Below are 25,766 nucleotides of genomic sequence, written 5' to 3' on the forward strand. Positions count from 1 at the left end.
GGACGTACCGTCGCAATGACGATCCGTCCTCGTTTTTTTGAATTATTGATGAATCAAGAATAGCGAAATCAAGATAAAGACTTGAACGACCATGACGACCAGTACGCCAGTAAAATACCGCGTGTAGTGGTGGTCGCGGTGGAACAGCCAACCGATGATGCTGGCCAGAACGATTAGGCCAACGACCAGCATGATGATCAGTTTTAATTTAACATCGAAGTCTGTGGTTAACATCGCATGCGCCCCTTACCATAGCTATTTAACGCCATTATACCAGACTTGTTGGTCGGCAGCGCCTAATCGCGTTCGAGTGTTAGGGCAATGCCCATACCGCCACCGATGCACATGGATGCGAGACCGCGATGTAGATCAGCGCGGATCAGCTCGTGCAAGAGGGTGACGACGATGCGGGTCCCCGAGGCGCCTAATGGGTGGCCGAGGGCAATGCTGCCGCCGTTGACGTTGAGCTTGTCGGCGGGGATGGCCAGGTCGCGGGCAATGGCAACGGACTGAGCGGCAAAGGCCTCGTTGATCTCGAAACGGTCAATGTCCGCAATAGTCAGGTCGTCTTGTCCCAGTGCACCTTGGATGGCCGTTACCGGTGCGTAGCCCATTATGGCAGGGTCGATGCCCACTTCTCGGTAGCCGCGCAACGTGGCCAAATAAGGAATGTGCGCCGCTTGGGCCGCTGATTTGCGCATCAACACCATGGCTGCCGCGCCGTCGTTTAGACCCGCGGCATTGCCGGCTGTGACCGTACCATCGGCCTTGAAGGCTGGTTTCAAATGAGCCAGTTGGTCCAGAGATGTGGTCGTCCGCACGGCCTCGTCGGCAGTGATGGTCGTGTCACCAACGGTCACGGGGATAATTTCGTCAGTAAAACGATCCGCGGCTTGGGCTTGGGTGGCTTTTTGCTGGGAACGTAGGGCAAAGGCGTCCTGTTCGGCGCGGGTGACGTGGTATTTGGCGGCCACGTTTTCCGCGGTAATGCCCATGGCCTCGCCACCAAAAGCGTCGGTCAAGCCGTCATTGGCCAGGCTGTCGACCAGCGTGGTGTGGCCTAATTTCTGTCCCCAACGAATGTCGTTGTTTAAAAAGGGGGCGTTACTCATGCTTTCGGTGCCGCCCACGAGTACAGCGTCGGCGTCGCCCATGAGAATGGCGCTTTGGCCTAACCGAATGGCCTTCAGGCTCGAGCCACAGACCTGATTGATGGTCATTGCGGTGCTCGTGACCGGTAGACCGGCATTGAGTTCGATTTGTCGCGCTACATTTTGCCCTAGCCCGGCTTGAAGGACCGTGCCAAAAATCGTTTGTTGAATCGCGGTAGGGGCGAGCCCACTCCGCGTAACGGCAGCCTGGGCCGCAATGGTGCCCAGTTCAACGGCCGAAAGCCCCCGCAAGCTCCGCCCAAATTTGCCAATGGGGGTCCGCACCGCACTTACAATCACAACTTCATCTGCCATGGTGATTCTCCTTTTCGATAGTCTCCGAACCTCAAATATAACTGACTTTTCCGGATTTGTCTTGAATTTTGGGCTTAAATTGGGGGGATTTGCTTTTTCTTAAGGAATCGACGGCAAATAAAAAGAATCAGTGCGGGTAAACACTGATTCCCAAGTAACGTGTTAAATTTTTGATAGATCATAGTTAGCACGTGGTCCGCCAACGTATTTTGGCCGTGACCGGAGTGCGGTGACGTGAGCCCCGCCCAGTTCGGTATAGGTTGGTCGAACGGGGACCTGAACGAATTTAACGTGCATGCCGATTGCTGTATCGCCAATGTCTAGGCCCGCCGTAGCGGTGACGTGTTCGACTTCGACGGGATCAGTGAACTGCTTGAAGGCAGCGATGGAGCAGGCGCCACCCGCGTGGAGGGCAGGGACCACGGTCACGATTTCTAAGTTACGCTGCTGGGCGACAGCACGTTCGACGACCAGGCTACGATTGATGTGCTCGCAACCCTGAACGGCTAAGTTGATGCCCAATGGATCAAGTTGGTGCTTCAAGGTTTTGATGACCAGTTCACCCACGGTCAAATCGGAATTTTTACCGATATGACCACCAACGATTTCGCTGGTCGAGCAGCCCAAAACAAAGATGTCGCCGCGGTGAAGTTGCGCGGTGGTGAGAATATTTTGAATGTCAGTGGTAAGTTGCTTGGTAAATTCAACAGTGTCAATTGAAATCATAATGAAAATCCTTTCTTAAATTGAATGAGGTACAAGTTTGCGCAGACTGCCAACCATTGCGGTCGTGACTGCCATGCCGAAAGCGACTTGTAGGCAATTGCCAAATACAGAGGCTAAGCCAGCAGGCCAGCCGAAGAGTAAAGCTGTCGCGAAGAAATAACCAGCTACCATGATGGCGCTTCCAATTAGGAGCGGCACCAGATAGGTTTTGAGCCTTGGTTGCTGTTGGGAGGTAAGGTAGCCGACGGTAAATCCTTGAGTACCATGGATGACTAGCGAAAAAAGACACCAAACGGGATAGCCCGTGATAATGTCGATTAGAAAACCGCTACCGCCGCCCACGATGGCGCCAACCTTGGGGCCAAAGAGAATCGCACTGGTGTAGATACCCACTTCGCAAAGGGTAACGAAGCCATTGGTAGCAGGAACGGGAATCACGACTAGGATTGAAAGTGCGACGGTCATCGCGGTCAGAATTGCGGCGAGAATGTCTTGCTTGAGATGTGCATGAGTCATGGGTGGACCTCCTTTTGTTGACGGTAGGCGCCCTGCCAAACGCTACCGAGGCGTGGACTGATGGGGATGCCTGCCTGAATGCCCAGGTAAACAAAGCGTGTGGCCAGGCGAACAGCTTCCACCAGGGAGTAATCACGCGCTAGCAAGGCCGTAATGGCTGCGGAAAAAGTACAGCCAGCACCGTCAGTCGTAGTAACAGCTAATTTTGGTGTGTCGAACCAGTAATCACCAGATTCGGTCAGCAAGTAATTGTAGGCGGTGTCGCCAGGAAAGCGACTGCCGAACTTAATGACGACGTTGGGACAGCCCAAGGCCTGGATCTTTTGGGCGGCTTGTTGGATGTCAGACTGAGTTTCAAGCTTACTGGTATCGCTAAGGTAGGCAGCTTCTTCTAGGTTGGGCGTCACCAGGTAGGCAATGGGGAGGAGCAATGATTTCATGGCATCCGCGTAGAGTTTTTGAAAGTGATGCGTGCCTTCTTTGAAGAATAAAACAGGATCAACTATTAATTCAATATCAGTATTCATTAGTTTTTTAATAATAACTAATAAATTAGAAAAACTACCAATTAACCCAATTTTAGCAAAGTGAATCGGGAGCTGAGATAGTGTGGCGTCCAGCTGTTCAGCTAAAAGTTCCGAGGATAATGTATGGGGATGAATCTCACCAGGAACAACGTTGACCACACTAGTTAATGCACTAACACCGAAGACATCGAGTTCTTCAAATGTTTTCAAGTCTGCCTGAATCCCTCCACCAGCCAAGTTATCAGAACCAGCAATTGTTAGGACATTTTCCAAGAGTTTAGACCTCCAATACTTAAAGATGCCTCATCGATTTAAGTCCAAAGGATAAGGGTGAACAAGTAGTTCGTCGACGGAAATATCTGCCATGTGGGCTAATGGATAGAGGTAAAGCGGGTTGGGGCGATGGTCCCCACTGATCCAATAGGCCAGTTTGGTCGTACTAATCTGATAGCCAAACTGATTAAAAATATCTCGAGAAAATTTAGTAACACTACGCTTTTGCGGATAATTTTGGATTTGAAAAAATTTCGCTGGAACATCCTGTAGTCCCTCCATTGACAGTTGTGTCAACAGTTCCGGGGGAACGTCAGTGGTTGAGAGGTCGTAACTAGGTTTCAGCATGTTGTCCAAGCTAGTCGCCCCTAATTCTGCAATAGCGATAAGGAAGGGAAGTCGGGGAATGGACTGCCCTCTTTCCCAACGAATGAGCGTACCCCGACCGACACTTTTTCCAGTAAGTGTCATGATTTCCTGCGTAAAGCGTGAATAGTTATCAGCAAAACGGCGTTGACGAATCTGACTGATTTTGAAAGATAAATAGAGTTGATTGGGTGCCATTATGCGCTTCCTTTCTTCTAAGGGAATAAGTTAATTGTAGGTGAGGCCGGGATAAATTGACTTAGACAACTCAGCAGTATTGTCAAAAGGAGTGGTTCTTTTGACAAATCAAGCGTTCTGTATAATGACGAAATGCAGTAGCGGGCGCATAATGTATTTGTTGAGTTAAGCAAGAACAACTTAGCTGACAAACTTGTATGACCCGTTGGTCAAGTGGTTTAAGACACCGCCCTTTCACGGCGGTAACATGGGTTCGAATCCCGTACGGGTCATTTTTATATTTGGGCTATAGCCAAGCGGTAAGGCAACGGGTTTTGATCCCGTCATGCGTTGGTTCGAATCCAGCTAGCCCAATCAAAAGGAGGTATCTGCGAAGCGTCAGGGATTGTGCAGATACCTCCTTTTAAAATAAATTAGAAGGTGGTGCTGGCATGCTGTTAAGACAAGCACAAATGAACGACTTACCACAAATTTTAAAGATGGTTGGGGATGGTAGGCAATTTTTAGCGGCGCAAGGAATTGATCAATGGCAAGGAGTCTATCCTAAGACCGCAACATTAGTCGCCGACATACAGCACCAGCACACCTACGTGTTGGTACAAGCAAATCAGATTTTAGGTGCAGCGGCAGTCGTTCCAGGCCTTGATCCAACCTATCAGCAAATTATGACAGGACAATGGCTGACAGATGGCTCGGCGTATTTAGCGATTCATCGCGTGATGGTGTCGACTGAGCATCATGGCGAGGGCGTGGCTGAAAATTTGATCCGTCAAATATTGAAGGAAATTGAAAAGTCAGATCACTTTGCGAGTGTGCGGATTGATACCCATCCACAAAATAAGGCGATGCAACACATCATTAAGAAGTGTGGCTTCACCCAAATTGGAACGGTCAATTTGACAGCAATTGGGAAACCACATACAAACAATTTCGCCTATGAACGGTTAAACACTAATGTTCATCAAAAACAATTTAGTGAGTCATTAGTTGATTAATTTATAAAATTCGACATATTTTAGTTTAAAAAGCCGGTTAGTTTTCAAGAATCATTTGAAAGCAAACCGGCTTTTTACGCAGGTTTACGGTTGGCTAACAACTGAGATGACGTTATGGGGTGATAGTTTTTCCAAAAACTACTAAAAAATGTGAAAATTATCCGAGTTAATTCATTTTAGCCAGTATCCTATACAAATCATCAAATGTGTCTATACTAAATTGAATAGCCACGGGGCAAAATTGACCTTGGAGCAACCTATGGAAATGGAGATGAGGGTATGGAATCAAGAACGAAGGACATTCTGGGGGCGACGCTACAAAAAATGGCTTCAGATGAACAATTTGACGCAATCACAGTTAAACGATTGGTTTTAGAAAGTCATGTAAATCGGCAAACTTTTTATTACCACTTTCAAGATAAGTATGACTGCTTGCAGTATCAGCTGTATCAGGATGCCAATCGCTTAGTGGGAGAAGTTACGGCTGCTAATTGGTTAGAGTTATATCTAAGTTTGTTCCGCTACATTGATACGCATCAGAACTTCTTTCAGCACATTAGTGAATCGCATGCGTATTCGTATGGGGACGATTTTATCTTGCAAGTCATCGATTTGATTGTTACTAAATTAACAAAATCGTTGCAGCAGGTGTGTCCCCAGCTGAGAATTAAGGATCAGTCTGGGTTGTTGTTATTTGAATATGGGCTACAAGGTATAGTCCGCAACTGGTTTCGCGATGGGTTACGAGAGAATCCAGCAATATTGGTTGAAAGTGTCAGTAAAGTCAGTAGGCAACAAATGGGTACACTGTTTGATGGCATAAGCGATGAAGCACTGACATTATTTAAACAACAAGTATTATCTGTCTAACTCTTATACATAACACATTCACTGTCTATTCTCTATTTTGGGCCGGGGGATTACCCTGAACTTGTTAACAAAATAACTATCTGCAAACTGGTTTTGTGGGTAATCTTCGATACTCGGCCGAGTATTCAATATTCAAATTGAAAACGCTAACAATCGTTTCAATGGCGAGACGGTCAATCGTTTCAATTTGATGCGAAGGGATTGTACAAAGTGGATGAAAATAAGTCTGGACAGCAGATTGATACGCAAAAAGCTAACCGGATAACTGGGTTCCAGTTATTTTCAATGACTACCTCCATGGTCATGACGGTTTACGGATTTGCGGCATTTGCTAAGCAAGGACCGACAGCGTTCTTTTACCTCTTCCTAGCTGGGATTCTCTGGTTTTTACCAGTAACGAGAACTTCAGGGGAAATGGCCTCTATCGATGGCTGGAGTAAAGGTGGTATCTTTACTTGGTCACGGAATATGTTAGGTGAACGCGCTGGTTGGTCGGCATTGTTCTATCAATGGATTCACATTACGGTGGGTATGAACACGATGATGTACTTCATTATCGGTTGTTTCTCCGTAACGTTTGGGTTGCCAATCATCACAGATAATCCGCTCGTCAAATTTATTTTGATGATGGTTATTCTCTGGGGATTGATTGCTCTGCAACAAAGAGGGACAAGTGTTACTGGTAAGATTGCACAATGGTGCTTCACGTTGGGCGTTATTATTCCTGTTTTCTTCTTGCTCTTCTTATTCATTATGTATTTAGTTAAAGGCAATCCAACCATGATCGATGTTAACGTACACACGATTCTGCCTAAGAATTGGAGCGGTAGTGTGTTAGTTGGGTTTGTGCCATTCATCCTAGCGTTTGCGGGGGCAGAAGGTTCTGCACCTCACGTTAAGGACTTGGACAAGCCTAGCGTCTACCCGAAGGTTATGATGGCCTTGGCAATCGCCGCTATTTGCTCCGATATTATCGGTAGTATGGCAATTGCCATGACGATTCCTAACGATCAAATTCAATTGAGCAACGGGATCGTTTACGCGTACGGTGCATTGGTTAAAGATTACGGCGTCAGCGTCGTCTTTGTTGAAAAATTAACTGGATTCTTACTGGCTGTTGGTGTTCTTGGTGAAATTAGCAGCTGGGTAGTTGGTCCAAACTCCGGGATGTTTGAAGCCGCTAAGGCGGGTTACTTACCACCACGGTTCTCTAAGGCCAATAAGTATGGCATTGAAACCAATGTCATGATTCTTCAAGGGGTAATTGTTTCTATCGTTGGTGCACTGTTGACCTTTGGTGCTGGGGGGAATAAGTCGAGCCTTTCCTTCCAAATCGCTATGAGTCTGACGGTGGCACTGTACACCTTGATGTACATGCTGATGTTCATCAGTTACTTAGTCTTACAGTTCCGTTACAAGGATCTTCACCGAAGCTTTGTGGCTTCTAAGTCAAGTACCTTACGGATCGTTTACGGTGGTTTAGGATTTATTTTGTCAGCCTTTGGATTTGTCGTTACTTTCTTCCCACCAGCTGATTTGTCACTAGCGTCCAAGCATACGTACTCAATTCTCTTGATTAGTGCGTTCGTGGTTATGCTGGTCTTACCATTTATTCTGTATCGGTTCCATGAACGGTGGGCTAATCAATTGGGTATCAATGTTGATGAAGTACCAGGTGTCGCAGCGGATGAATCATTGGAAAAGGAAACTAAGTAAGCTAAATATATTTATTAAGGAGGTAAGCCATACCTGCATGCTAGGTATGACAACACATTATGACTAAACAGGATCAGGAAACGCAGCAGATTATCAGTGATGTTGATTTAGAAAAGACGTTCTTAGGTAGCGTTGAAGCCGGCAAGTCATTGCCAACGAACACGTTGCCAGAGCACCCAATGGCACCGGATGTTGCCGCACAATTGGTAGAACACTACCGGTTGAACGAAGCAAAAGCCAACCAAAACTTGGCAACGTTCTGCACCACGCAAATGGAACCACAAGCAGATGAATTAATGAAGAACGCGTTGAACACGAACGCGATTGACAAGTCCGAGTACCCTAAGACGGCGGCCATGGAAAACTACTGTGTTAGCATGATTGCTCACCTTTGGGGCATTCCTGAAAGCGAAAAGATCTACGATGACTTTATCGGGACTTCGACAGTTGGGTCTTCTGAAGGTTGCATGTTAGGTGGCTTGGCCTTACTACACAGTTGGAAGCACCGTGCCAAGGACTTAGGCTTTGACATTGATGACTTACACACCCACAAGCCAAACTTGGTTATCATGTCTGGTTACCAAGTTGTTTGGGAAAAGTTCTGCACGTACTGGAACGTTGAAATGCGTCAAGTGCCAATCAACGGTGATCAAGTATCTTTGGATATGGATAGTGTTATGGGTTATGTTGATGAAAATACTATTGGTATTATCGGTATTGAAGGGATTACGTACACTGGCTCAGTTGATGATATCCAAACCTTGGATCAATTAGTTACTGAGTACAACAAGACTGCCGTAATGCCTGTACACATTCACGTGGATGCTGCCTTCGGTGGGTTATTTGCCCCATTCGTTGACGGGTTCAAGCCTTGGGACTTCCGTCTGAAGAACGTTGTTTCAATCAACGTTTCTGGTCACAAGTACGGCATGGTTTACCCTGGTTTAGGGTGGATCGTATGGCGTCACAACAATGCTGATACGCTGCCAGAAGAAATGCGTTTCCAAGTTCCATACTTAGGCAAGACGGTTGACTCCATTGCCATTAACTTCTCCCACAGTGGGGCGCATATTAGTGCACAATACTACAACTTTATCCGGTTCGGTAAAGATGGGTACAAGGCTATTATGCAAAATGTTCGGAAGGTTTCTCTGAAACTGACCGATGCTTTAAAGAAATTCGGGATCTTTGACATTTTAGTCGACGGTTCACAATTACCAATCAATTGCTGGAAATTAGCTGATGACGCTAATGTTAAGTGGACGTTGTATGATTTGGAATCTGAATTAGCTAAGTACGGTTGGCAAGTACCTGCCTACCCACTACCAAAGAACCGTGACGATGTTACCATCAGTCGGATCGTTGTACGGCCTTCAATGACCATGACGATTGCGGATGATTTCTTGGATGACTTGAAGTTAGCTATTGATGGGTTGAATCACAGTTTTGGTACAGAAGATGCCGCTAATGCGGATACTGATAACAAGACGACAGTTCACAACTAAGTTTTAAGCTAAGCCAGCACTTGAATAATAGTTAGTAAATGTAAGAGCATAGAGGAGGAATTAGTGTGAGTGAAAATTCAGGATTGAGAAAGAACGTACGGGTGAGATATGCCCCCAGTCCAACTGGTTTCCTGCATATCGGTAACGCCCAATCCGCCTTGTTTAACTATTTGTTTGCGCGTCACTACAACGGAACGATGGTGCTACGGATTGAAGATACTGATGTTAAGCGGAATGTACCACATGGTGAAGATAGCCAAATTGAAAACTTGCATTGGCTAGGGATCGACTGGGATGAAGGGCCAGATAAGCCTAATCCTAAGTATGCGCCTTATCACCAAACCGAGAGAAAAGACCTCTATCACCGTTACATTAAACAGCTATTGGATCAGGGACTGGCTTACAAGGACTACGCAACCGAAGAAGAATTAACGGAAATGCGGGACGCACAACGCGCCAAAGGCGAAGCACCGCATTATGATGGCCGTTGGTATGGCAAGAGTGAAGCCGAACAACAAGCTGCAGAAGCACAAGGACTGAAGCCAAGTGTTCGCCTGCACATGCCTGCCAATCATGAATACGCGTGGGACGATATCATCAAGGGACATGTGTCATTTAACTCTGACAACATGGGTGGTGACTTCATTATTGAAAAGAGTAATGGGATGCCGACCTACAACTTTGCTGTTGTTATTGACGACTACTTGATGGATATCACGGATGTCTTACGTGGGGATGACCACATTGCGAACACGCCTAAGCAAATCGCCGTATACGAAGCTTTGGGAATCACACCGCCTAACTTTGGCCACATTACGTTGATTTACAATCCAAAGACGCGAAAGAAGTTAAGTAAGCGAGACAAGGAAACCCTGCAATTTATTAGCCAATACAAGAACCAAGGCTACTTGAGCGAAGCAATCTTTAACTTTATTGCTTTCTTAGGTTGGTCACCAGTTGGTGAAAAGGAAATCTTCTCACGGGAAGAGTTAATTAAATTGTATGATCCTAGTCGGATGTCGAAGTCGCCAGCTTACTTTGATCAAAACAAATTGGATTGGACAAACGCGGAGTACATTAAGAAACTTGATTTAGATGATATGACGGATCGGGTGTTGAACCTGGTAGATGAAGGTCAAACAGATATTGCTAAGCAAGTTCAAGGCTTACAGTTGCCTGACTTACGTGGATTTACAAAGCAAATTTGCAAGATCTATCAATCAGAAGTTTATCAACTGAGTCAAATTATGAAGAAGATTGTTTGGTACTCGAATATTCTGGACGAAGAGATTGATTACAGTCAACTCAATCAATTTGACAGAGACGAAACACTAGCAGTATTGAAGAGCTTCAGGAGCCATGTTCAAGCGTTACAAGAAGATGTGGTTGCTCGTGATTTTAACCAAATCATCAAAGATGTTAGCGTAGATACGGGGGTTAAGGGCCGGAACCTCTACTTCCCATTGAACGTTTCATTTACGGGGTCGCAATCGGCACCGCAAATCAATGAAATTCTTCAACTCTACTCAACTAGCACGATTATTGCCTTGCTGAATAAAGCAATTTCAGCATTGTAAGCTTCAGCTTCTTTCAGGAAGAATAAAAAAGGGTAATGCCGTTAGATTTTTTGACGGGATTACCCTTTTTTGTGCTGGGCAAATAAGCGGATACTTAAGTAAAATTACGATTGAACTTTAAAAAAATAACGGGCTTTACTTTATTTTTGGACAGTTTGGTGTATCGTATTAGATAACAAATTATAGAAGGGAGCTTTGAATATGTATAGCAGTGTACTATTAGCGGCAGGATTAGGTTACTACCTATTTGTGTATAAAGGAGTGGACAGAATGCAGCAGCAAAAGAACGACGATGCTACTGAGAGTTTTCCCAGCTACCCGTTGACACAAGCCGAAGCTATGAAGTGTTACTTGCATTCGAAGCTTCCTTGGAATTCCTCAATTGGAGACACGTATGTCTACGCTAGATCGTTTCCCAAGGACGAATTGCCCAATGATCATCAACGGCAAAAACTCTTGGCTAAATTCAAAAATAATGTCATGCATTTGCGAGAAACAGGGCAATTGTCTGACGATTTAATTCGCTATATTGACAAGGTCGATTTGTCCTTAGCGTTGACGACGGTCCGGGCAATGACTCCTGAAGAAGCCATTGCGCTATATCGCCGCCAAATGCGGTACCTGTCGATGTTCATCAAGCAAGGAAATCCGTTTGGGACGATTGAAAATCTGTTGGATACGACTTCGGTATTTTCACGGGCATCGGGTCCAGACATTCAACCCGCAACGAAATTTTCTGGTAACTATGCGCTGTTTCTCCAAGACTATTACTTCTGGCTGTATTACCCAACGCTGAATGAATGGAATATCTACAAGGTCCAACAAAAACGGAAGCTAGAAGAAGTCGAACGAGATGTCTTTTCTTTCCTGAACGGTGATGAAAATGGGTTTGTCACCAATGAATCTGGCAAGATTGTGACTACTTGTTTCTCAACAGTTGGTCTTGAAATCATTGCTAACCTGCTAAAGCCAGATCGGACGGTGGTCCCACAATTGGAACCTTACGAAGCGGCTTTTACAGATGATATTTGGAAAAACTATTTTCCCTATACCTGGGCGGAAGTGAACCGACACCAGGCCAGCATTGATCTACACAACTGGGTAAAGAATTTTGACCAAGAAGAATAGATAGAATGCAATAAAGCTCGTTAATCCGTGGTCAGCGGATTAGCGGGCTTTTTCGTCTAGTGGGTGAGTGAATCTGATGAATAAAATACCGACCTGTGCATAAAAACGCGGCAGCAGAGCCGGTACATCGGTATTGTGCTATCTTGTTTCATATTTCACGATATGTAATAAAGACGTGTTGGCACCAAATCAATAAGTCCAGTCAGCGTGGGCCTTAGCGCCCCAACCGATGAAACATGTTTCACCAAATGAAACGAGAAACACCCCAGTATAGTGGGTGTCAGCTTCGTTGAAAACGCTTCCCAAGAGTGCATATTTCCTTTATGCTAAGCACGTAATCAATTGATACGAACTACACAAATAAACTTACAGAGGGGTAATTGAAATGACTAAACGTGATTTTATTGACACCAACACTTACACGAAAGACGAAATCCAATACATGATCGACTTGGGGATCAAGATTAAGGAATCCATCAAGAATGGTTACTACCCACCACTGTTGAAGAACAAGACACTGGGCATGATCTTTGAACAATCTTCCACGCGGACTCGGACTTCTGCTGAAGCAGCCATGACCGAATTAGGTGGCCATGCCCAATACTTAGCTCCCGGCCAAATCCAATTAGGTGGTCATGAATCCATCGAAGACACCTCACAAGTCCTCGGCCGGATCTTAGACATCATCGGTGCCCGGGTTGAACGTCACCACACCGTTGCCGAAGTTGGTAAATTTGCCAAGGTGCCAGTCGTTAACTTCATGAGTGATTACAACCACCCAACCCAAGAGCTTGGCGACATCATTACCATGACGGAACATTTACCAAAGGGCAAGAAGCTTAGCGATTGCAAGATTGTCTTCGTCGGTGATGCGACTCAAGTTTGTGTTTCCACTATGTTCATGGCTACCAAGATGGGGATGGACTTCGTACAATTTGGCCCTAAAGGCTTCCAAATCAAGCCTGAAACCCTGGAAATTGGTAAGAAGAACGCCGAAGTTTCTGGCGGTTCTGTCTTAGTTACGGAAGACGCTGACGAAGCCTTGAAGGATGCCGACTTTATCTACACCGATGTTTGGTACGGTCTGTACGAAGCCGAATTATCCAAGGATGACCGGATGAAGATCTTCTACCCGAAGTACCAAGTCAATGCTGACTTAGTTGCCAAGGCCTCCGATCACGTGAAGTTCATGCACTGCTTGCCAGCTACCCGTGGCGAAGAAGTGACCGATGAAGTCATCGATTCCGATTACTCCATTGTTTGGGATGAAGCTGAAAACCGTAAGACGGCGATGCGCGCAATCTTCGTTTACCTGTTGAATCCAGATTTAAAGTATGCTTCTAAGGCCGTTGCTGACAAGTACGATGCTGAATTTGAACTGATGCTACGGAACGCCGTTGATGAACGGAATGCGAAATAACCCGTTTTTCAGTTTGAGATCCGCACGGCATCAAACGTTCGCGGACTAGAGGAGATAGGATCATGGACACTAACAAGAAAAAATTTAAATTATTCGATGCCGTCCTGATGGCGGTCGTCGTCGTAATGGTCGTCGAGTCAGTTGCGCCCGCAGCTGCCATTGGACCCTCCCAGTTCTTCTGGTGGTTCTTCTTACTGATTTTGTTCTTTATCCCATATGGCTTGATTTCTTCCGAGCTAGGGACAACCTACACTGGTGATGGGGGCCTGTACGATTGGGTCAAAAAGGCATTTGGTCCCCGCTGGGGCGGTCGGCTGGCTTGGTTGTACTGGATCAACTATCCATTGTGGATGGCCAGTTTGGCGGTACTATTCGTCCAAATTGCCGAGCAAATCTTTAAATTTAAGGTGAACACCTGGGGCTCGATCCTCATTCAACTCGCATTCGTTTGGTTTGTCGTGTTAGTTGGCAATAAGCCAGTTTCTGAGAGTAAATGGATCATGAACCTGGCGGCATTTGCCAAGATCGTCACGATCCTGGCCTTAGGTGGCTTGGGTATCTACGTCGCCGCAACGCGCGGTGTCGCAAACAGTTTCACCGTTCACAGTTTATTACCACAAATGAATCTCTCCGGTTTAAGCAATTTATCCGTTATTATCTTCAACTTCTTAGGGTTTGAAGTTGTGGCCACTATGGCTGATGACATGGACAACCCCAAGAAGCAGATTCCTCAAGCCATCATTATTGGTGGTATCTTGATTGCCGTTTCCTACCTGTTAGGAGCCTTTGGGATGGGGGCCGCGATTCCAACGGACAAGTTGTCTGCATCCAGCGGCTTGATCGACAGCTTCGTTCTGTTGATTGGTCACATGAATTGGTTTGTCATTTTGATTGGGATCTTCTTCCTATACATCTTGGTTTCTGAAATGATCTCCTGGGCGTTAGGTGTGAACTACGTTGCCGATTACGCTGGTAAAGATCACGTCTTACCAAAGATCTTTGGGAAGGAAGACGCAAAGGGCATGCCTGTTGGGACGGGGTACCTGAATGGTATCGTCGCTTCAGTATTGGTTATTGCCAGTCCATTTATTCCTAACCAAGATATCTTCTGGGCCTTCTTCTCACTGAACGTTGTGGCTTTACTGTTATCCTACACAATGATGTTCCCGGCTTTCTGGGAATTACGGCGTAAGGATCCAGATGCTGATCGGCCATTTAAGATTCCTGGTGGCCGGGTCATGATCAACTTAATGACCTGGATTCCCGAAGTCCTGTTGATCTTGACCGTCATCTTCTCAGTATTCCCAATGAACTCATCAGCCGCGGAAGTTTCCGCTAAGATGCCTGTTCTGATTGGGACGGTCTTGACCTTAGTGATTGGTGAAATCGTGGTGCGGTACGCTGAACACCACGCACCCAAAGAAGACGCTAATACTGCTGTTAAAGAAAATACGAACTTAGAATAAGGAGCTGAACTAAATTATGAAGACTTTAGATAGTACCCCTAAACAAGACGGTTACCGGATGCCCGGCGAATTTGAACAACACAAAGGTGTTTACATCTTATGGCCACAACGTCCAGATAACTGGCGTAATGGTGGTAAGCCAGCCCAAAAGACTTTCGTTGAAGTAGCCAAGGCTATTTCACAATTCGAACACGTCACGGTTGGTGTGAACGATGACCAATTTGCCAACGCCCGTAACATGCTGCCTGACAATGTCGAGGTCGTCGAAATGTCTAATGACGATTCCTGGATCCGCGACTGTGGCGCAACCTTTGTTAAGAACGACAAAGGCGGCTTGCGCGGTGTTGACTGGACGTTCAACTCATGGGGTGGCTTAGTCGATGGCCTCTACTTCCCTTGGGACAAGGACGACCGTGTTGCCCAAAAGATGACTGAGCTGGAACACGTTGATCGGTACCGTTTAGACGACTTCATTTTGGAAGGCGGCTCCATCCACGTCGATGGTGAAGGCACCTTGATCACGACTGAAGAATGCCTCTTGTCTGATGGTCGGAATTCACAACTGTCCAAGGAACAAATCGAAGAAGTCTTGAAGGAACACCTGAACCTGAAGAAGGTCATCTGGTTGAAGCGCGGGATCTACTTGGACGAAACCAACGGCCACGTGGACAACATCGCCAACTTCGTTAAGCCCGGCGTCGTTGCCTTGGCTTGGACCGATGACAAGAACGATCCACAATACGAAATTTCAAAAGAAAACTTGGATATTTTGGAAAACGCAACGGATGCTAAGGGCCGTAAGATCAAGGTCGTTAAGCTCTACTTGCCAAAGCCAATCACCATTACCAAGGAAGAAAGCGAAGGCGTTGACGCTGTTGATGGGACCTTACCACGGACCGAAGGCGAACGCTTAGCTGCTAGCTACGTGAACTACTACACGGCTAATGGCGGCATTGTCTTCCCACTGTTCGGCGACCCAGCCGATGAGAAGGCCAAAGCAACACTGGAAGAACTTTACCCAGACCGCAAAGTTGTGGGCGTTCCCGCTCGTGAAGTCTTACTCGGTGGCGGTAATATCCACTGCATTACGCAACAAGTTCCTGAAGCTTAATCGGGAAATGTGAAAGGTCAGGTGAAGAGCCTGGCCTTTTCTGTTAAAAATAAGGAGTGAATCCATCATGACAAAACGTAAAATTGTAGTTGCATTAGGCGGAAACGCCATTTTAGCTGACGATGCTTCGGCCGCTGCCCAACAGGCCGCTCTGGCTGACACAGCGAAGTCACTGGTCCAGTTCGTCAAGCAAGGCGACCAGCTGATCATTTCTCACGGGAACGGGCCGCAAGTCGGCAACCTGCTGTTACAACAGGCCGCTGGCAGTACGGCTAAGAACCCGGCCATGCCATTGGATACGGCTGTGGCCATGACGCAAGGGAGCATTGGCTACTGGTTGGAAAACGCCATGGATAAAGCCTTGGCTGATGAAGGCCTAACGAAGGATGTTGCCACAGTAGTCACCCAAGTTGAAGTGGCACCCGATGACCCAGCCTTTACGGATCCTAGCAAGCCGATCGGGCCATTCTATACAGAAGCCGAAGTCGCTACGGAAAAGCAAGCTCATCCAGACAATGTCTACGTGGAAGATGCGGGTCGGGGATACCGGCGTGTGGTAGCTTCCCCCAAGCCAATCAACGTGAAGGAATCTGCAGTCGTCAACGCGTTAGTTGATGCCGATGTCATTCCCGTTTCCGTTGGGGGTGGCGGTGTGCCCGTTGTACGTGAGGGTAATCAGTTAGTGGGTCGCGAAGCCGTGATCGACAAGGACTTCGCCTCTGAAAAATTGGCCGAATTGGTCCACGCCGACCTGTTGATCATTTTGACGGCGGTCGACCATGTCTTCGTGAACTTCAATCAGCCTGATCAAAAGCAGCTGACTGACGTGACCTCAGCAGAATTGACGCAGTACATTCAAGAGAATCAATTTGCCAAGGGCAGTATGTTGCCAAAGATTCAAGCAGCCTTGGACTTCGTGAACAACCAGCCAGATGGCAAGGTGGTTATTACCTCGTTGGCCAATGTCGCTGGTTTCTTGGAAAATGGTTCCGGGACTATTATTCGGAAGTAAAGTGAATAGGTGAACTGGCGACATCGACTCAGGTTGGTGTCGCCAGTTGTACATAGAAAATGATCGGGTATGCGTAGGCAAACTAGTGTAGAATTGTGAAAGACGTGAAGGATGAACAATTTATAGGGGCGTTCCAGCGATTGCTGAACCGATCAAAAATGATGAAATAAGCGGAGTGAGTAGAATGAGATTAGCACAAACACCGGCGGCGGACGGGTTCCGGATGCCAGGAGAATTTGAAGATCAAGCGGCCAGTTATATGATTTGGCCTGAACGGCCAGACAACTGGCGAGAGGGCGGCAAACCCGCGCAGAAGGCCTTTGCCCGATTAGCTGAGACCATTGCCCAGTTTGAACCCGTGACCATGTTGGTCAATCAGGATCAGTATGCCCATGCTCGGGCGCAACTTTCACCGGCTGTACGTGTGGTAGAGATGAGTAGCAACGACTCGTGGATGAAAGACTGTGGCCCCTTTTACGTGGTCAATGATGCCGGGGAGATTCGGGCGGTCGACTTTCAGTTCAACGCCTGGGGCGGCCTACTTGATGGCCTGTATTTCCCATGGGATAAGGACAACCAAATTGGCAAGAAGGTCGCGGACCTGCAAGAATTCCCAGTCTATCAAGTGGATAAAGTCCTTGAAGGCTGTGCCATTCACGTAGATGGACAGGGCACGTTGATTGCAACTGAAAGTGTGGTTTTATCTGAAGGACGTAACCCGGGTGGCTTGACCAAGGCCGACGCGGAACAGATTTTCCATGACTATCTGGGGGTAACCAAGACGATTTGGCTACCAGAGGGCTATTTCATGGATGAGACCAATGGTGACATTGATAACATGCTGAATTTTGTGGCGCCGGGTGAGTTGGTCCTGACCTGGACGGACGATGAGACGGACCCGCAGCACGAAATCAGTGAGGAAGCCTACGCAATCTTGGCGGCCGCTACGGATGCACGGGACCGGCATTTCAAGATTCACAAGTTACAGACGCCCCGCATCTTGAAGCTGAGTGAAGAAGAAGCCAATGGCGTGGACCCCATCAACGGGATGTTGCCACGAGTGGCCGGCCAGCGGTTGACGGCGAGTTACGTCAGCTACATCACGACCAACCAGGCCATTTTGATGCCGACCTTCGATGACCCACAAGACGCCGTCGCTCAGCAACAATTGGCGAAGCTGTATCCGGACCGGCAAGTCGTACCCGTACCCGCAACGGAGATCTTAACCGGTGGGGGGAACATCCACACGATTGCGGCCGGCGTTCCAGGACGGCAGACGGGAGGCAAGTAGCGATGAACTTTTTTGAAATCGTCAATGCACATCTCAGTGGTCTGACAGCTAATGAACAAAAACTGTTCGATTATGTCGTGAAAAATATGGATCAGATCAAGAACCAAAGTATCCGGGAAGTTGCCTCGGCTACGTTCGTGTCTACGGCAACATTTTTACGGTTCGTGAAGAAGCTGGGATTCTCGGGCTTTAGCGAGTTCACCACCGTAATTAAGTTTACCCTGATCAATCGCAAGGAGTCCGACCAGGCGACCCCGTTTGTGGTTAAGCAGACGGATTACCGCGAAGAGTATTTGAAAAACATCAGTGAGTCGGTGCGGGTCATGCAACCGGATCGGTTACACCAAGTCGTTGAGCGGTTGGCGGCCCATCCGGACGTCTTCTTCTTTGCCAAGGGAGTCAGTAAACATGCAGTCGAGTACATTGACTACTTGTACACCATGGCGGGGTTCAAGACCCACTATCCCCGGGACCACGACTTTCGCCGCCAGGCTTTGAGCCAAATTGACGGGGATGCGCTGGTCTTTATCTTGACCTACGCGGGATCTGATGGCGAGATGCTGGATATCATGAGCCGGCTGGTCGACATGCAACCCAAGCCGTTGCTGGTCTCAATTACTGAACCGGACAACAACACGATTCAAAATTTGAGTGATATTAACTTTTACATCTTTACGGACGGTGTCACCATCAATGACACCGACATTAGTTCACGGATTTCGACGATTTCGGTGATGGAACTAATTCTGTATCAATATGTTGAGGATTACGGTGGCCGCGACTTTCATTTTCAGCGGCGTGAAGAGTAGGGTGACGCTCTCCTCGCTAACAGTATAGAAATATGAGTCTGGGATCGAATATTCCAGGCTCTTTTTTGCTCGGATTTGCTTTTTCTTAAGGAATTTCCCTATAATAGACCTAAGCGCTTCAAGATAGGGGTATGAAAGTAATGGAACAATCAGATTCAACTGCCAAATCGTTGACGCCGGCAGAATTCCTGACGCCGCAACGGTTGGCTTCATTATCAGCTAATCAGCAAAAGTATGCCGCTGACATTTTGACGGATGTGTTGCACGTTCGGGAAACGGTGAACATGGCGCAGGGCGACTGGACGCCGCAACAGGTGGCTGCGACCTTGGCCGCCTTACCAACGATGGTTGATCAGCCGCACCTGTATTTTGTGGCGGTTGTTCCGGTGCTGACGGCTTATTTCAAGGCCCAACAGCTCCCTAATTTGTCGGCCCTGGATGCCGCTTTAAAGCAGGCACGGCCCACGTTGGTGGAAAAGCATGCCGACGCTGCCAGCGAGCAGACCGCCTATGAGGGTGTCGTCGCCCAAGTAGAACGGTGGGTCCAAGCCATGACGGCGCAGGCCGACGTGGCCAACCTGTCACAGGGTGATCTGCAAAACTTCGTGACCATCGTGCACACGACCGCAGAACTCATGATCACGGGTAAGGGCAAGCAGCCTCAAGACTGGGACGTGCCAACGCTGAGTGAAATCATGTTTGGCCCGTTCACCCACCTGTTGGATGAGGCCGACCGGGTACCGACGCTGTTCAACCTGGTGCCATTTGCGCTGACGACGCTGTTCGGTTACTTAGCCGATCAACACAAGCTACCCGCAGCCGCTGACCTAGAAAAGTGGGTCAGCGAGCACCACACGGCGTTGGTTACGATGTACGACCCCAAGTTGGAAAGCTTCTTTGAAGACCTGACCACGGCCATGCAAAATGAAAATATTGATACCACCGATACTAAAGCCGTGGACGCCTTCACGCAGGCCTACTTGCGGGCCCATCCCACGACCAGCCGCGAACTGTTCACGACCGACCGGCAATTGACCCATAAGAAACACATCAAACAAATCAAGTACAGCCAAAAGAAGCGGCGGAAACGGCGTCGCAAATAGATGTCACTGAAGACATGTGGCTGTCAAAGGTTCCGCTTGCAATGGGGGCTGGCCGCCTTCCGTCTGCCAAATATGAGCCGGAACGCGGTGGGCGGCGGGACGAGCCGAAGAGCGGTCTCGTCTCCTCGACTTCGAGCCGAAGTTCACGTCTCAAAGTCGCCAGTTCCCTAACCGGCGTAAACCGTGCCGCTAAGGGAACTCCCACGGCTGAGCTCATATTTGGCGGACTCCCGGCTACAGAGATGTTTCACTGCCAATCAGTTTAGTCCTTGAACAGGCGAATTGTGGCCAAATCTGACCCAATTCGGTATTACTGACAAGTGCCAACCCGCCGGCGTTAGCTAGCATTCGGTACATCCAGTGGTGTCGGTACCAGTTAGTAGGAAAGTTGCTGGACAACATTAGTGGGTAATCTGTCATGTAGCTGTGAGTGAGCTAAATTTGGACTCAGCCGTGGGAGTTTTCAAGTGATTTTCTTGGAAACTGGCGTCTTCGAGACGTGATTTTCGGCTCGAAGCGAGGTTGAAGACCGACTTTTGGCTTCGACCGGTCCTTCCCACAGCGTCACGGTCCAAATTTGGCGAACGGTAAGGCGGCCAGCACGGACTACCTTGCTCTCAACGACTAATTTTATAGCCGTAAACCTTGGTGTCATAATGAATCTGGCTAATTGCATTTTTTTCAGAGTGTAAGCAAAAAGGAGACTGACCATTCCAATCGGAATAGCCAATCTCCTTTTCAGTTACTCATTTTTCATCCGCCAAATCAGCGATCACATCTTCGGCCACAACTGGGTCAGTGGCGTAAGGGGTATCGACCCCGTTGATCTTCTGATAGGCGTCTTCACCCTTACCAGCGAGGACAACCAAGTCGTCGTTCGTGGCGGTGGTGATGGCGTGGCGAATCGCGTCCTCACGTTTAGGAATGATGGTCGTCGTGACCTTGTCATGGTCAATGTGACTGTCAATCTCCTTGGCGATGGCGACAGGATCTTCATGACCCGGATCGTCCGTGGTGAGAAATGCCGTATCTGCAAATTGGTTGAGCGCTTTGGCAAAGCCTTCGCGCCGATCTTCACCCTTGTCACCCGTGCTACCGAGAACGGCGGTCACATGGTGGTCGGGGAATTGCGTGTGCAAGAAGCGCAACAGCGCGTTCATGCTGCCCCAATCGTGGGCGTAGTCGATGTAGATCGTCCCGTGATGCTTGGTGGTGATCGATTCCATCCGCCCGGGAATTGTGGTGTTAGCCAAGCCGTACTGCATGTCAGCCACCTGGGCACCCGCTAAACGACTGGCCAGGATGGCCGCCGTGGCGTTACTTTGGTTAAAGTCGCCGGGTACGGACACGTGGTAGTGGTCCGCCAAGTCCTGCAGCGCCGGGTTGCTGGAATGAACTGTGAGATCGAACTCACTGTCTGTCAGCGTAGCCGTACTGTTGCCAATCGACAAGGTTGCCTTAGGCTGGTTAAAGCCGTACGTGAAGATGTGTGCCGGGTCGGTCGAGACCTTGGCTGCCGAATACACTTCATCGAAATGATCCATGTCGGCATCGATGATACAATTTCGCGAATTGATCATCAACTGCATTTTGCAGAAGAGGTAGTTGGCAAAGTTCGGGTGCTCGTTGACCCCAATGTGGTCGGGCGAAATATTGAGGAAGAGTCCCACGTCAAATTTCAACCCGTATACCCGATACAGCAGGTAGGCCTGCGAGGCCACTTCCATGACCAGGACCTTGGCACCGTTATCGACGGCCTGCCGCATTTCGTGGAAGATGTCGAAAGATTCCGCCGTGGTGAGGTGGGCCTTGAACTGATCTTCCGGCTTAGGGCCGATGATGTGATTGATCGTTGAGAACATCGCGACCTGCTTCGGAAAGGCGTGGGCCAAGATGTTCGTGGTCAAGTACGTCGAGGTCGTTTTCCCCTTGGTCCCGGTGTAGCCAATGATGAAGAGGTCATTTTGTGGGAAGCCAAAGTACAGTTGTGCGGCCAGCGACAGGGCTTTGCGCACATCCTTGACCAAAATGACGGGCGTGTCCACGTGGTAATCCTGTTCAGCCAGATAGCAGATCGCGCCGTTTTGAATCGCTGAAGTTAAATAGTCGACTGAGAAATTAAAGCCTTTGCAGACGAAGAGACCGTTGGCGCTGACCTGACGGGAATCGTAGGCTAGAGACGCAAAGTCTGTGTCGTCTGATGGTAGCGTTGTGCGCAAGAACAAATCATGTTCCTGGAGTAACGCGATCAATTGAGTTGCCTTCATTCCGTTGCCTCTTTTCGTGCTTAGGCGTTAGGCCGCATGGTAGGGAACAGCATGACGTCGCGGATTGAAGCGGCGTCCGTTAAGAGCATCGTCATCCGATCGATACCGATACCCAGACCACCAGTAGGCGGCATACCGTATTCCATGGCTTCGACGTAGTCCGTGTCGATGCCATGAGCTTCTTCGTTACCGGCTTCACGTTCAGCGTCTTGGGCTTCGAACCGTTGCTTTTGGTCGATTGGGTCGTTTAATTCGGTAAAGGCGTTACCGTATTCGTTGCCGTCGATGTACAGTTCGAACCGGTCAGTGAACCGCGGATCCTTAGGGTTCTTCTTAGCCAATGGTGAGATTTCAACCGGGTGGCCGTAAATGAAGGTTGGGTTAACCAACGTGTCTTGGACCTTTTCTTCGAAGAAGGCGTTGATGATGTGACCGACCTTCCAGTAAGGTTCCACGTGGATGCCGTTGTCGGCGGCTAATTTCTTAGCGTCGTCGTCAGACATTGGTTGCCAGAAATCGATGCCAGTTGCTTCCTTGACGGCGTCGACCATGTGAACCCGCTTGAATTCGGAATCCAAGTCGATGTCCTTGCCCTGGTAACTCACTTGGCCAGAACCGTTGACCTTGTTGGCCACGAACCGGAAGATGTTTTCCGTTAAGTCCATGACGTCGGTGTAGTCCGCGTAAGCCGTATAGACTTCGACCATGTTGAATTCAGGGTTGTGCCGTAAGTCGGTCCCTTCGTTCCGGAAGTCCTTGCCCAGTTCGTAGACCTTTTCCATGCCACCCACGATCAGGCGCTTTAGGTAAAGTTCCGTAGCGATCCGCAAGTACAATGGAATATCAAAGGCGTTGGAGTGCGTCACGAATGGCCGGGCTTCCGCACCGCCGGCTTCCGTTTGGAGCACAGGGGTGTCAACTTCCAGGTAGCCTTGTTCATCCAAATATTCACGAATGGCCTTCTTGACCTGGGTAACCTTGACGAAGCGGTCAAAGCTGTCCTTGTTCGCAATTAAGTCCAAGTACCGTTGACGGTAGATCGTTTCGGGGTTCGTTAACCCGTGGTATTTGTCAGGTAATGGCCGTAAAGCCTTAGATAAGAATTCGAAATCAGTGAAACGCAGGGTGAGTGCGCCGGTGTTCGTCTTGATGACGTAACCCTTGGCCCCAATGAAGTCACCTAAGTCGAGGGTCTTGTACAGAGCGTACTTGTCTTCGCCCAGTTCATCTTGACGCGCGTACCCTTGGACCACACCAGTTCTGTCGAGCAAATCGATAAAGCCGGCCTTGCCACTGCCACGCTTACCGGTAATCCGACCCGCAACAGCAACATAATGTTTGTCTTCCATCAACTCTTCTTTGTCGTACTTGTCGTATTTCTCGATAAGTGACTTACTGTCGTCAGTTCTGTCGAAGCGATGACCGAAAGGCGCGATGCCCTGTTCTCGTAAATTATTCATTTTATCCCGACGGACCTGCATCTGATCGTTCAGATCGGCCGGCGCGGCATTATTATTTTTGCTGTTACCCATGTTGTGTCCTCCTATTAAGTATTGATTCAAAATGACAATGAATCCAGACCTCCCTTAAATTTAGTTGATTTTGGCGGAATAAGCAAGCCATAAAGCGGAAACAACCGAATGAAGGCGTTTACAACAGATTTCGACAGTAAAGTTGACCAACAAAAGCAGGGAAGCTGACCGACAAAATTAGTAATTTGTCTAACGAGTTTTTGATTTTCCCTTTCGAAGCCCCCGGCAGTCATGATAGACTTAGCACAATATCTTCAGGTGGGAGGCGGCAACAACGGCATGTTAAAACTGATTCGAAAGATGTGGCCATTATTGGTGCTGGGATTCTTGGTGAATACAGCCTATAGCGTGATGTGGCCGCTGACGACGATCTATCTGCACGGCGACTTGCATTTGAACCTGGTCCAAAGTGGCCTGATCTTAGCGGCCTACTCCGGGTGCAACGTGTTGGGAGGCTACCTGGGTGGTGTCTTGACCGATCGGTACTCGGCGCGCCGGGTAGGTGTCGGGATGCTGATCGGCCTGATAGTGGATGCCGGGGGTGGGTTCTTCTGGAACGGCTTGGTGGGCTATCCAATCGTCCTGGTGATCTTTGGTCTACTGACGGGAGGCATGTTAACCCTGATCACGGCGATGACGGCACAGCTGAGCCATTTAGACGGCCGGTTATTTAATCTCTTATATATCTTCATTAATGTCGGCTTAGTCGTGGGGACGGCCAGCATCGGAATCCTGTATCACGGCAGCTTAAAGCCCATCTTTGCGTTGCTACTGGGGTGTTACGTGTTGGCTGCCGGATTGTGGGCGGCCAGTGCCCGGCACTTTGAGCGCCAAGCCAGTCGTCAAGCACCTGTGAGCAGGGGGAAGACAGCGCCGGTCACGGCCAGCACGAGTCGGTTATCTCACGTCCAACTGATCATCATTTTATTGAGCTTAGTCTTCATGTGGGTCACGTATGCCCAATGGATGAGCAATGTATCGGTGTACATCCAAAATGAGGGGCTGGGGATCAAACTCTACAGTTACCTGTGGGTCTACAATGGGGTGCTACTCATTGCAGTCCAAGCAGCGATGGCCAAATTCAGTCGTAGCAAGGTATTGCCTTGGCAAATTCTGGGTGGTTTGGTGGCTATCGGTAGCTCGTTTCTTCAATTAAGTAATCACTCAGGCGTTGCTATCTTATTTGTGGCAATGACCTTACTGACAATTGGAGAGGCCGTTTACGTTCCGGGGGTCCCGGCACTGATCAACACCTATACAGTGGGAAATGAGGGCAAGTATCAGGGGCTGGTCAATGCGTTTTCTTCATTAGGAAAGGCATTGGGGCCAGTTGTTGGTGGCGTGGTAATCGCACAAGCCAATTCTTTTCCGGCCTTATTTTGGCTGTGTGCGGTGGTCGATGGGCTGATTGCCATTAGTTTTCTAGTGGGCGTGGTCCCTGGATTACAAAAAGGATAATATGTGATGCGAACTATCTCCAGGCGTGCCCTGGTAAAACGGCCGGTGAACTCGGTCGTTTTTTGTATTTTCATAATGACCATTCGGTTTTGAAAATAATTTTCATTTTCTGCGTTTTTTAGTTGACGGTGAGGGTTGTGGTTGGTATAGTTATATATGTTGTCACGGCGATTCACCAGCTAGACCAATTCAGTGAATTGAAATTAGTTGTTGACAAAGATGATGACAAAATGTTATATTATTTAAGTTGTCGCTTCTTGATGACGCATCAACGAGAAACGTTGTTAAATCAAACTTCTTGTTGACATCATATCAGTTAGATGGTATGATAATTAAGTTGTCTGCGAGAGCAGATGATTGGTAGACCTTTGAAAACTGAACATTGTTTCGACAAACCAAATATGTGTAGGGCGGTTTGATACTTGGTATCAAAC

At 48.2% G+C, this 25,766-nt stretch carries 22 protein-coding genes and 2 tRNA genes; 16 read left to right on the plus strand and 8 right to left on the minus strand.

Annotated elements, in window-relative coordinates; all coding sequences use genetic code 11:
- Nucleotides 1-42 precede the first annotated feature (42 nt).
- The 6 genes from NGM66_RS08965 to NGM66_RS08990 all read right to left on the minus strand — a co-directional run bounded on the left by NGM66_RS08965 (nucleotide 43) and on the right by NGM66_RS08990 (nucleotide 4,072).
- Complete coding sequence (locus tag NGM66_RS08965) at nucleotides 43-234, minus strand: hypothetical protein (RefSeq protein ID WP_208910876.1); 192 nt, start codon at nucleotides 232-234, stop codon at nucleotides 43-45.
- Between the two features lie 62 nt (nucleotides 235-296).
- Nucleotides 297-1,466, minus strand: coding sequence for an acetyl-CoA C-acyltransferase (locus NGM66_RS08970; protein ID WP_208910874.1), 1,170 nt, complete (start codon nucleotides 1,464-1,466; stop codon nucleotides 297-299).
- Nucleotides 1,467-1,628: 162 nt separating this feature from the next.
- Nucleotides 1,629-2,189, minus strand: a complete 561-nt coding sequence (locus NGM66_RS08975; protein WP_373418485.1) for a TIGR01440 family protein — start codon at nucleotides 2,187-2,189, stop codon at nucleotides 1,629-1,631.
- Nucleotides 2,190-2,207: 18 nt separating this feature from the next.
- Nucleotides 2,208-2,708 (minus strand): ECF transporter S component, encoded by a 501-nt coding sequence (locus NGM66_RS08980; RefSeq protein ID WP_208910870.1) that lies wholly within the window; start codon nucleotides 2,706-2,708, stop codon nucleotides 2,208-2,210.
- Nucleotides 2,705-3,508, minus strand: coding sequence for a hydroxymethylpyrimidine/phosphomethylpyrimidine kinase (locus NGM66_RS08985; RefSeq protein WP_258115560.1), 804 nt, complete (start codon nucleotides 3,506-3,508; stop codon nucleotides 2,705-2,707). Before NGM66_RS08985 ends, NGM66_RS08980 begins: the two co-directional genes overlap by 4 nt.
- Before the next feature lie 30 nt (nucleotides 3,509-3,538).
- A complete protein-coding gene (locus NGM66_RS08990; protein ID WP_208910866.1) occupies nucleotides 3,539-4,072 on the minus strand; it encodes a helix-turn-helix domain-containing protein in 534 nt (177 codons plus the stop codon).
- A gap of 199 nt (nucleotides 4,073-4,271) precedes the next feature.
- Here NGM66_RS08990 and NGM66_RS08995 point away from each other — a divergent pair.
- The 15 genes from NGM66_RS08995 (at nucleotide 4,272) to NGM66_RS09065 (ending at nucleotide 20,075) form a co-directional block, all read left to right on the plus strand.
- A tRNA-Glu gene (locus tag NGM66_RS08995) sits at nucleotides 4,272-4,344 on the plus strand.
- Nucleotides 4,345-4,354: 10 nt separating this feature from the next.
- Nucleotides 4,355-4,426: transfer RNA gene (locus NGM66_RS09000), tRNA-Gln, on the plus strand.
- A 77-nt stretch (nucleotides 4,427-4,503) separates the two neighbouring features.
- Nucleotides 4,504-5,067, plus strand: coding sequence for a GNAT family N-acetyltransferase (locus NGM66_RS09005; protein ID WP_208910865.1), 564 nt, complete (start codon nucleotides 4,504-4,506; stop codon nucleotides 5,065-5,067).
- Between the two features lie 279 nt (nucleotides 5,068-5,346).
- On the plus strand, nucleotides 5,347-5,937 hold the full coding sequence (locus NGM66_RS09010; RefSeq protein WP_208910864.1) for a TetR/AcrR family transcriptional regulator C-terminal domain-containing protein: 591 nt from the start codon (nucleotides 5,347-5,349) through the stop codon (nucleotides 5,935-5,937).
- Between the two features lie 210 nt (nucleotides 5,938-6,147).
- Complete coding sequence (locus NGM66_RS09015; RefSeq protein ID WP_208910863.1) at nucleotides 6,148-7,653, plus strand: amino acid permease; 1,506 nt, start codon at nucleotides 6,148-6,150, stop codon at nucleotides 7,651-7,653.
- A gap of 59 nt (nucleotides 7,654-7,712) precedes the next feature.
- A complete protein-coding gene (gene gad / locus NGM66_RS09020; RefSeq protein WP_208910862.1) occupies nucleotides 7,713-9,158 on the plus strand; it encodes a glutamate decarboxylase in 1,446 nt (481 codons plus the stop codon).
- Nucleotides 9,159-9,223: 65 nt separating this feature from the next.
- Nucleotides 9,224-10,735 (plus strand): glutamate--tRNA ligase, encoded by a 1,512-nt coding sequence (gene gltX / locus NGM66_RS09025; protein ID WP_209279984.1) that lies wholly within the window; start codon nucleotides 9,224-9,226, stop codon nucleotides 10,733-10,735.
- Nucleotides 10,736-11,005: 270 nt separating this feature from the next.
- A complete protein-coding gene (locus NGM66_RS09030) occupies nucleotides 11,006-11,863 on the plus strand; it encodes a hypothetical protein (RefSeq protein ID WP_258115561.1) in 858 nt (285 codons plus the stop codon).
- A 385-nt stretch (nucleotides 11,864-12,248) separates the two neighbouring features.
- Nucleotides 12,249-13,283, plus strand: a complete 1,035-nt coding sequence (gene ptcA, locus NGM66_RS09035; protein WP_208910859.1) for a putrescine carbamoyltransferase — start codon at nucleotides 12,249-12,251, stop codon at nucleotides 13,281-13,283.
- Nucleotides 13,284-13,345: 62 nt separating this feature from the next.
- Nucleotides 13,346-14,749, plus strand: coding sequence for an APC family permease (locus NGM66_RS09040; protein WP_208910857.1), 1,404 nt, complete (start codon nucleotides 13,346-13,348; stop codon nucleotides 14,747-14,749).
- A 16-nt stretch (nucleotides 14,750-14,765) separates the two neighbouring features.
- On the plus strand, nucleotides 14,766-15,860 hold the full coding sequence (aguA, locus tag NGM66_RS09045; protein WP_258115562.1) for an agmatine deiminase: 1,095 nt from the start codon (nucleotides 14,766-14,768) through the stop codon (nucleotides 15,858-15,860).
- Nucleotides 15,861-15,927: 67 nt separating this feature from the next.
- Nucleotides 15,928-16,872, plus strand: coding sequence for a carbamate kinase (gene arcC / locus NGM66_RS09050; RefSeq protein ID WP_208910855.1), 945 nt, complete (start codon nucleotides 15,928-15,930; stop codon nucleotides 16,870-16,872).
- 184 nt (nucleotides 16,873-17,056) lie between these two features.
- Nucleotides 17,057-18,163 carry an agmatine deiminase gene (aguA, locus tag NGM66_RS09055; protein WP_208910854.1) on the plus strand — a complete coding sequence of 369 codons (1,107 nt, stop codon included), beginning with the start codon at nucleotides 17,057-17,059 and terminating at the stop codon, nucleotides 18,161-18,163.
- A gap of 2 nt (nucleotides 18,164-18,165) precedes the next feature.
- A complete protein-coding gene (locus NGM66_RS09060; protein ID WP_208910852.1) occupies nucleotides 18,166-18,972 on the plus strand; it encodes a MurR/RpiR family transcriptional regulator in 807 nt (268 codons plus the stop codon).
- A 140-nt stretch (nucleotides 18,973-19,112) separates the two neighbouring features.
- Complete coding sequence (locus NGM66_RS09065; RefSeq protein ID WP_208910850.1) at nucleotides 19,113-20,075, plus strand: hypothetical protein; 963 nt, start codon at nucleotides 19,113-19,115, stop codon at nucleotides 20,073-20,075.
- A gap of 746 nt (nucleotides 20,076-20,821) precedes the next feature.
- Here NGM66_RS09065 and NGM66_RS09070 read toward each other — a convergent pair.
- Together NGM66_RS09070 and lysS are read right to left on the minus strand one after the other, a co-directional pair.
- Entirely contained in the window at nucleotides 20,822-22,342 is a 1,521-nt protein-coding gene (locus NGM66_RS09070; RefSeq protein ID WP_208910849.1) for a UDP-N-acetylmuramoyl-L-alanyl-D-glutamate--2,6-diaminopimelate ligase, read from the minus strand.
- A 20-nt stretch (nucleotides 22,343-22,362) separates the two neighbouring features.
- Nucleotides 22,363-23,874: a lysine--tRNA ligase gene (lysS, locus tag NGM66_RS09075; protein WP_208910848.1), complete on the minus strand. Its 1,512-nt coding sequence runs from the start codon at nucleotides 23,872-23,874 to the stop codon at nucleotides 22,363-22,365.
- Nucleotides 23,875-24,105: 231 nt separating this feature from the next.
- Between lysS and NGM66_RS09080 the strand changes: the two genes are divergently transcribed.
- Nucleotides 24,106-25,332 carry an MFS transporter gene (locus NGM66_RS09080; protein ID WP_258115563.1) on the plus strand — a complete coding sequence of 409 codons (1,227 nt, stop codon included), beginning with the start codon at nucleotides 24,106-24,108 and terminating at the stop codon, nucleotides 25,330-25,332.
- The last annotated feature ends 434 nt before the right edge of the window (nucleotides 25,333-25,766 follow it).

The sequence above is a fragment of the Levilactobacillus yiduensis genome (genome assembly GCF_024718525.1).
GTDB lineage: Bacteria > Bacillota > Bacilli > Lactobacillales > Lactobacillaceae > Levilactobacillus > Levilactobacillus yiduensis.

What these genes read in the sequence shown, in the direction of transcription:
- NGM66_RS08965 (WP_208910876.1), bottom strand. Translation starts at nt 234, where the DNA reads ATGTTAACCACAGACTTCGATGTTAAATTAAAACTGATCATCATGCTG.
- NGM66_RS08970 (WP_208910874.1), bottom strand. Translation starts at nt 1,466, where the DNA reads ATGGCAGATGAAGTTGTGATTGTAAGTGCGGTGCGGACCCCCATTGGC.
- NGM66_RS08980 (WP_208910870.1), bottom strand. Translation starts at nt 2,708, where the DNA reads ATGACTCATGCACATCTCAAGCAAGACATTCTCGCCGCAATTCTGACC.
- NGM66_RS08990 (WP_208910866.1), bottom strand. Translation starts at nt 4,072, where the DNA reads ATGGCACCCAATCAACTCTATTTATCTTTCAAAATCAGTCAGATTCGT.
- NGM66_RS09005 (WP_208910865.1), top strand. Translation starts at nt 4,504, where the DNA reads ATGCTGTTAAGACAAGCACAAATGAACGACTTACCACAAATTTTAAAG.
- NGM66_RS09010 (WP_208910864.1), top strand. Translation starts at nt 5,347, where the DNA reads ATGGAATCAAGAACGAAGGACATTCTGGGGGCGACGCTACAAAAAATG.
- gad (WP_208910862.1), top strand. Translation starts at nt 7,713, where the DNA reads ATGACTAAACAGGATCAGGAAACGCAGCAGATTATCAGTGATGTTGAT.
- NGM66_RS09030 (WP_258115561.1), top strand. Translation starts at nt 11,006, where the DNA reads ATGCAGCAGCAAAAGAACGACGATGCTACTGAGAGTTTTCCCAGCTAC.
- ptcA (WP_208910859.1), top strand. Translation starts at nt 12,249, where the DNA reads ATGACTAAACGTGATTTTATTGACACCAACACTTACACGAAAGACGAA.
- NGM66_RS09040 (WP_208910857.1), top strand. Translation starts at nt 13,346, where the DNA reads ATGGACACTAACAAGAAAAAATTTAAATTATTCGATGCCGTCCTGATG.
- aguA (WP_258115562.1), top strand. Translation starts at nt 14,766, where the DNA reads ATGAAGACTTTAGATAGTACCCCTAAACAAGACGGTTACCGGATGCCC.
- arcC (WP_208910855.1), top strand. Translation starts at nt 15,928, where the DNA reads ATGACAAAACGTAAAATTGTAGTTGCATTAGGCGGAAACGCCATTTTA.
- aguA (WP_208910854.1), top strand. Translation starts at nt 17,057, where the DNA reads ATGAGATTAGCACAAACACCGGCGGCGGACGGGTTCCGGATGCCAGGA.
- NGM66_RS09060 (WP_208910852.1), top strand. Translation starts at nt 18,166, where the DNA reads ATGAACTTTTTTGAAATCGTCAATGCACATCTCAGTGGTCTGACAGCT.
- NGM66_RS09065 (WP_208910850.1), top strand. Translation starts at nt 19,113, where the DNA reads ATGGAACAATCAGATTCAACTGCCAAATCGTTGACGCCGGCAGAATTC.
- NGM66_RS09070 (WP_208910849.1), bottom strand. Translation starts at nt 22,342, where the DNA reads ATGAAGGCAACTCAATTGATCGCGTTACTCCAGGAACATGATTTGTTC.
- lysS (WP_208910848.1), bottom strand. Translation starts at nt 23,874, where the DNA reads ATGGGTAACAGCAAAAATAATAATGCCGCGCCGGCCGATCTGAACGAT.
- NGM66_RS09080 (WP_258115563.1), top strand. Translation starts at nt 24,106, where the DNA reads ATGATAGACTTAGCACAATATCTTCAGGTGGGAGGCGGCAACAACGGC.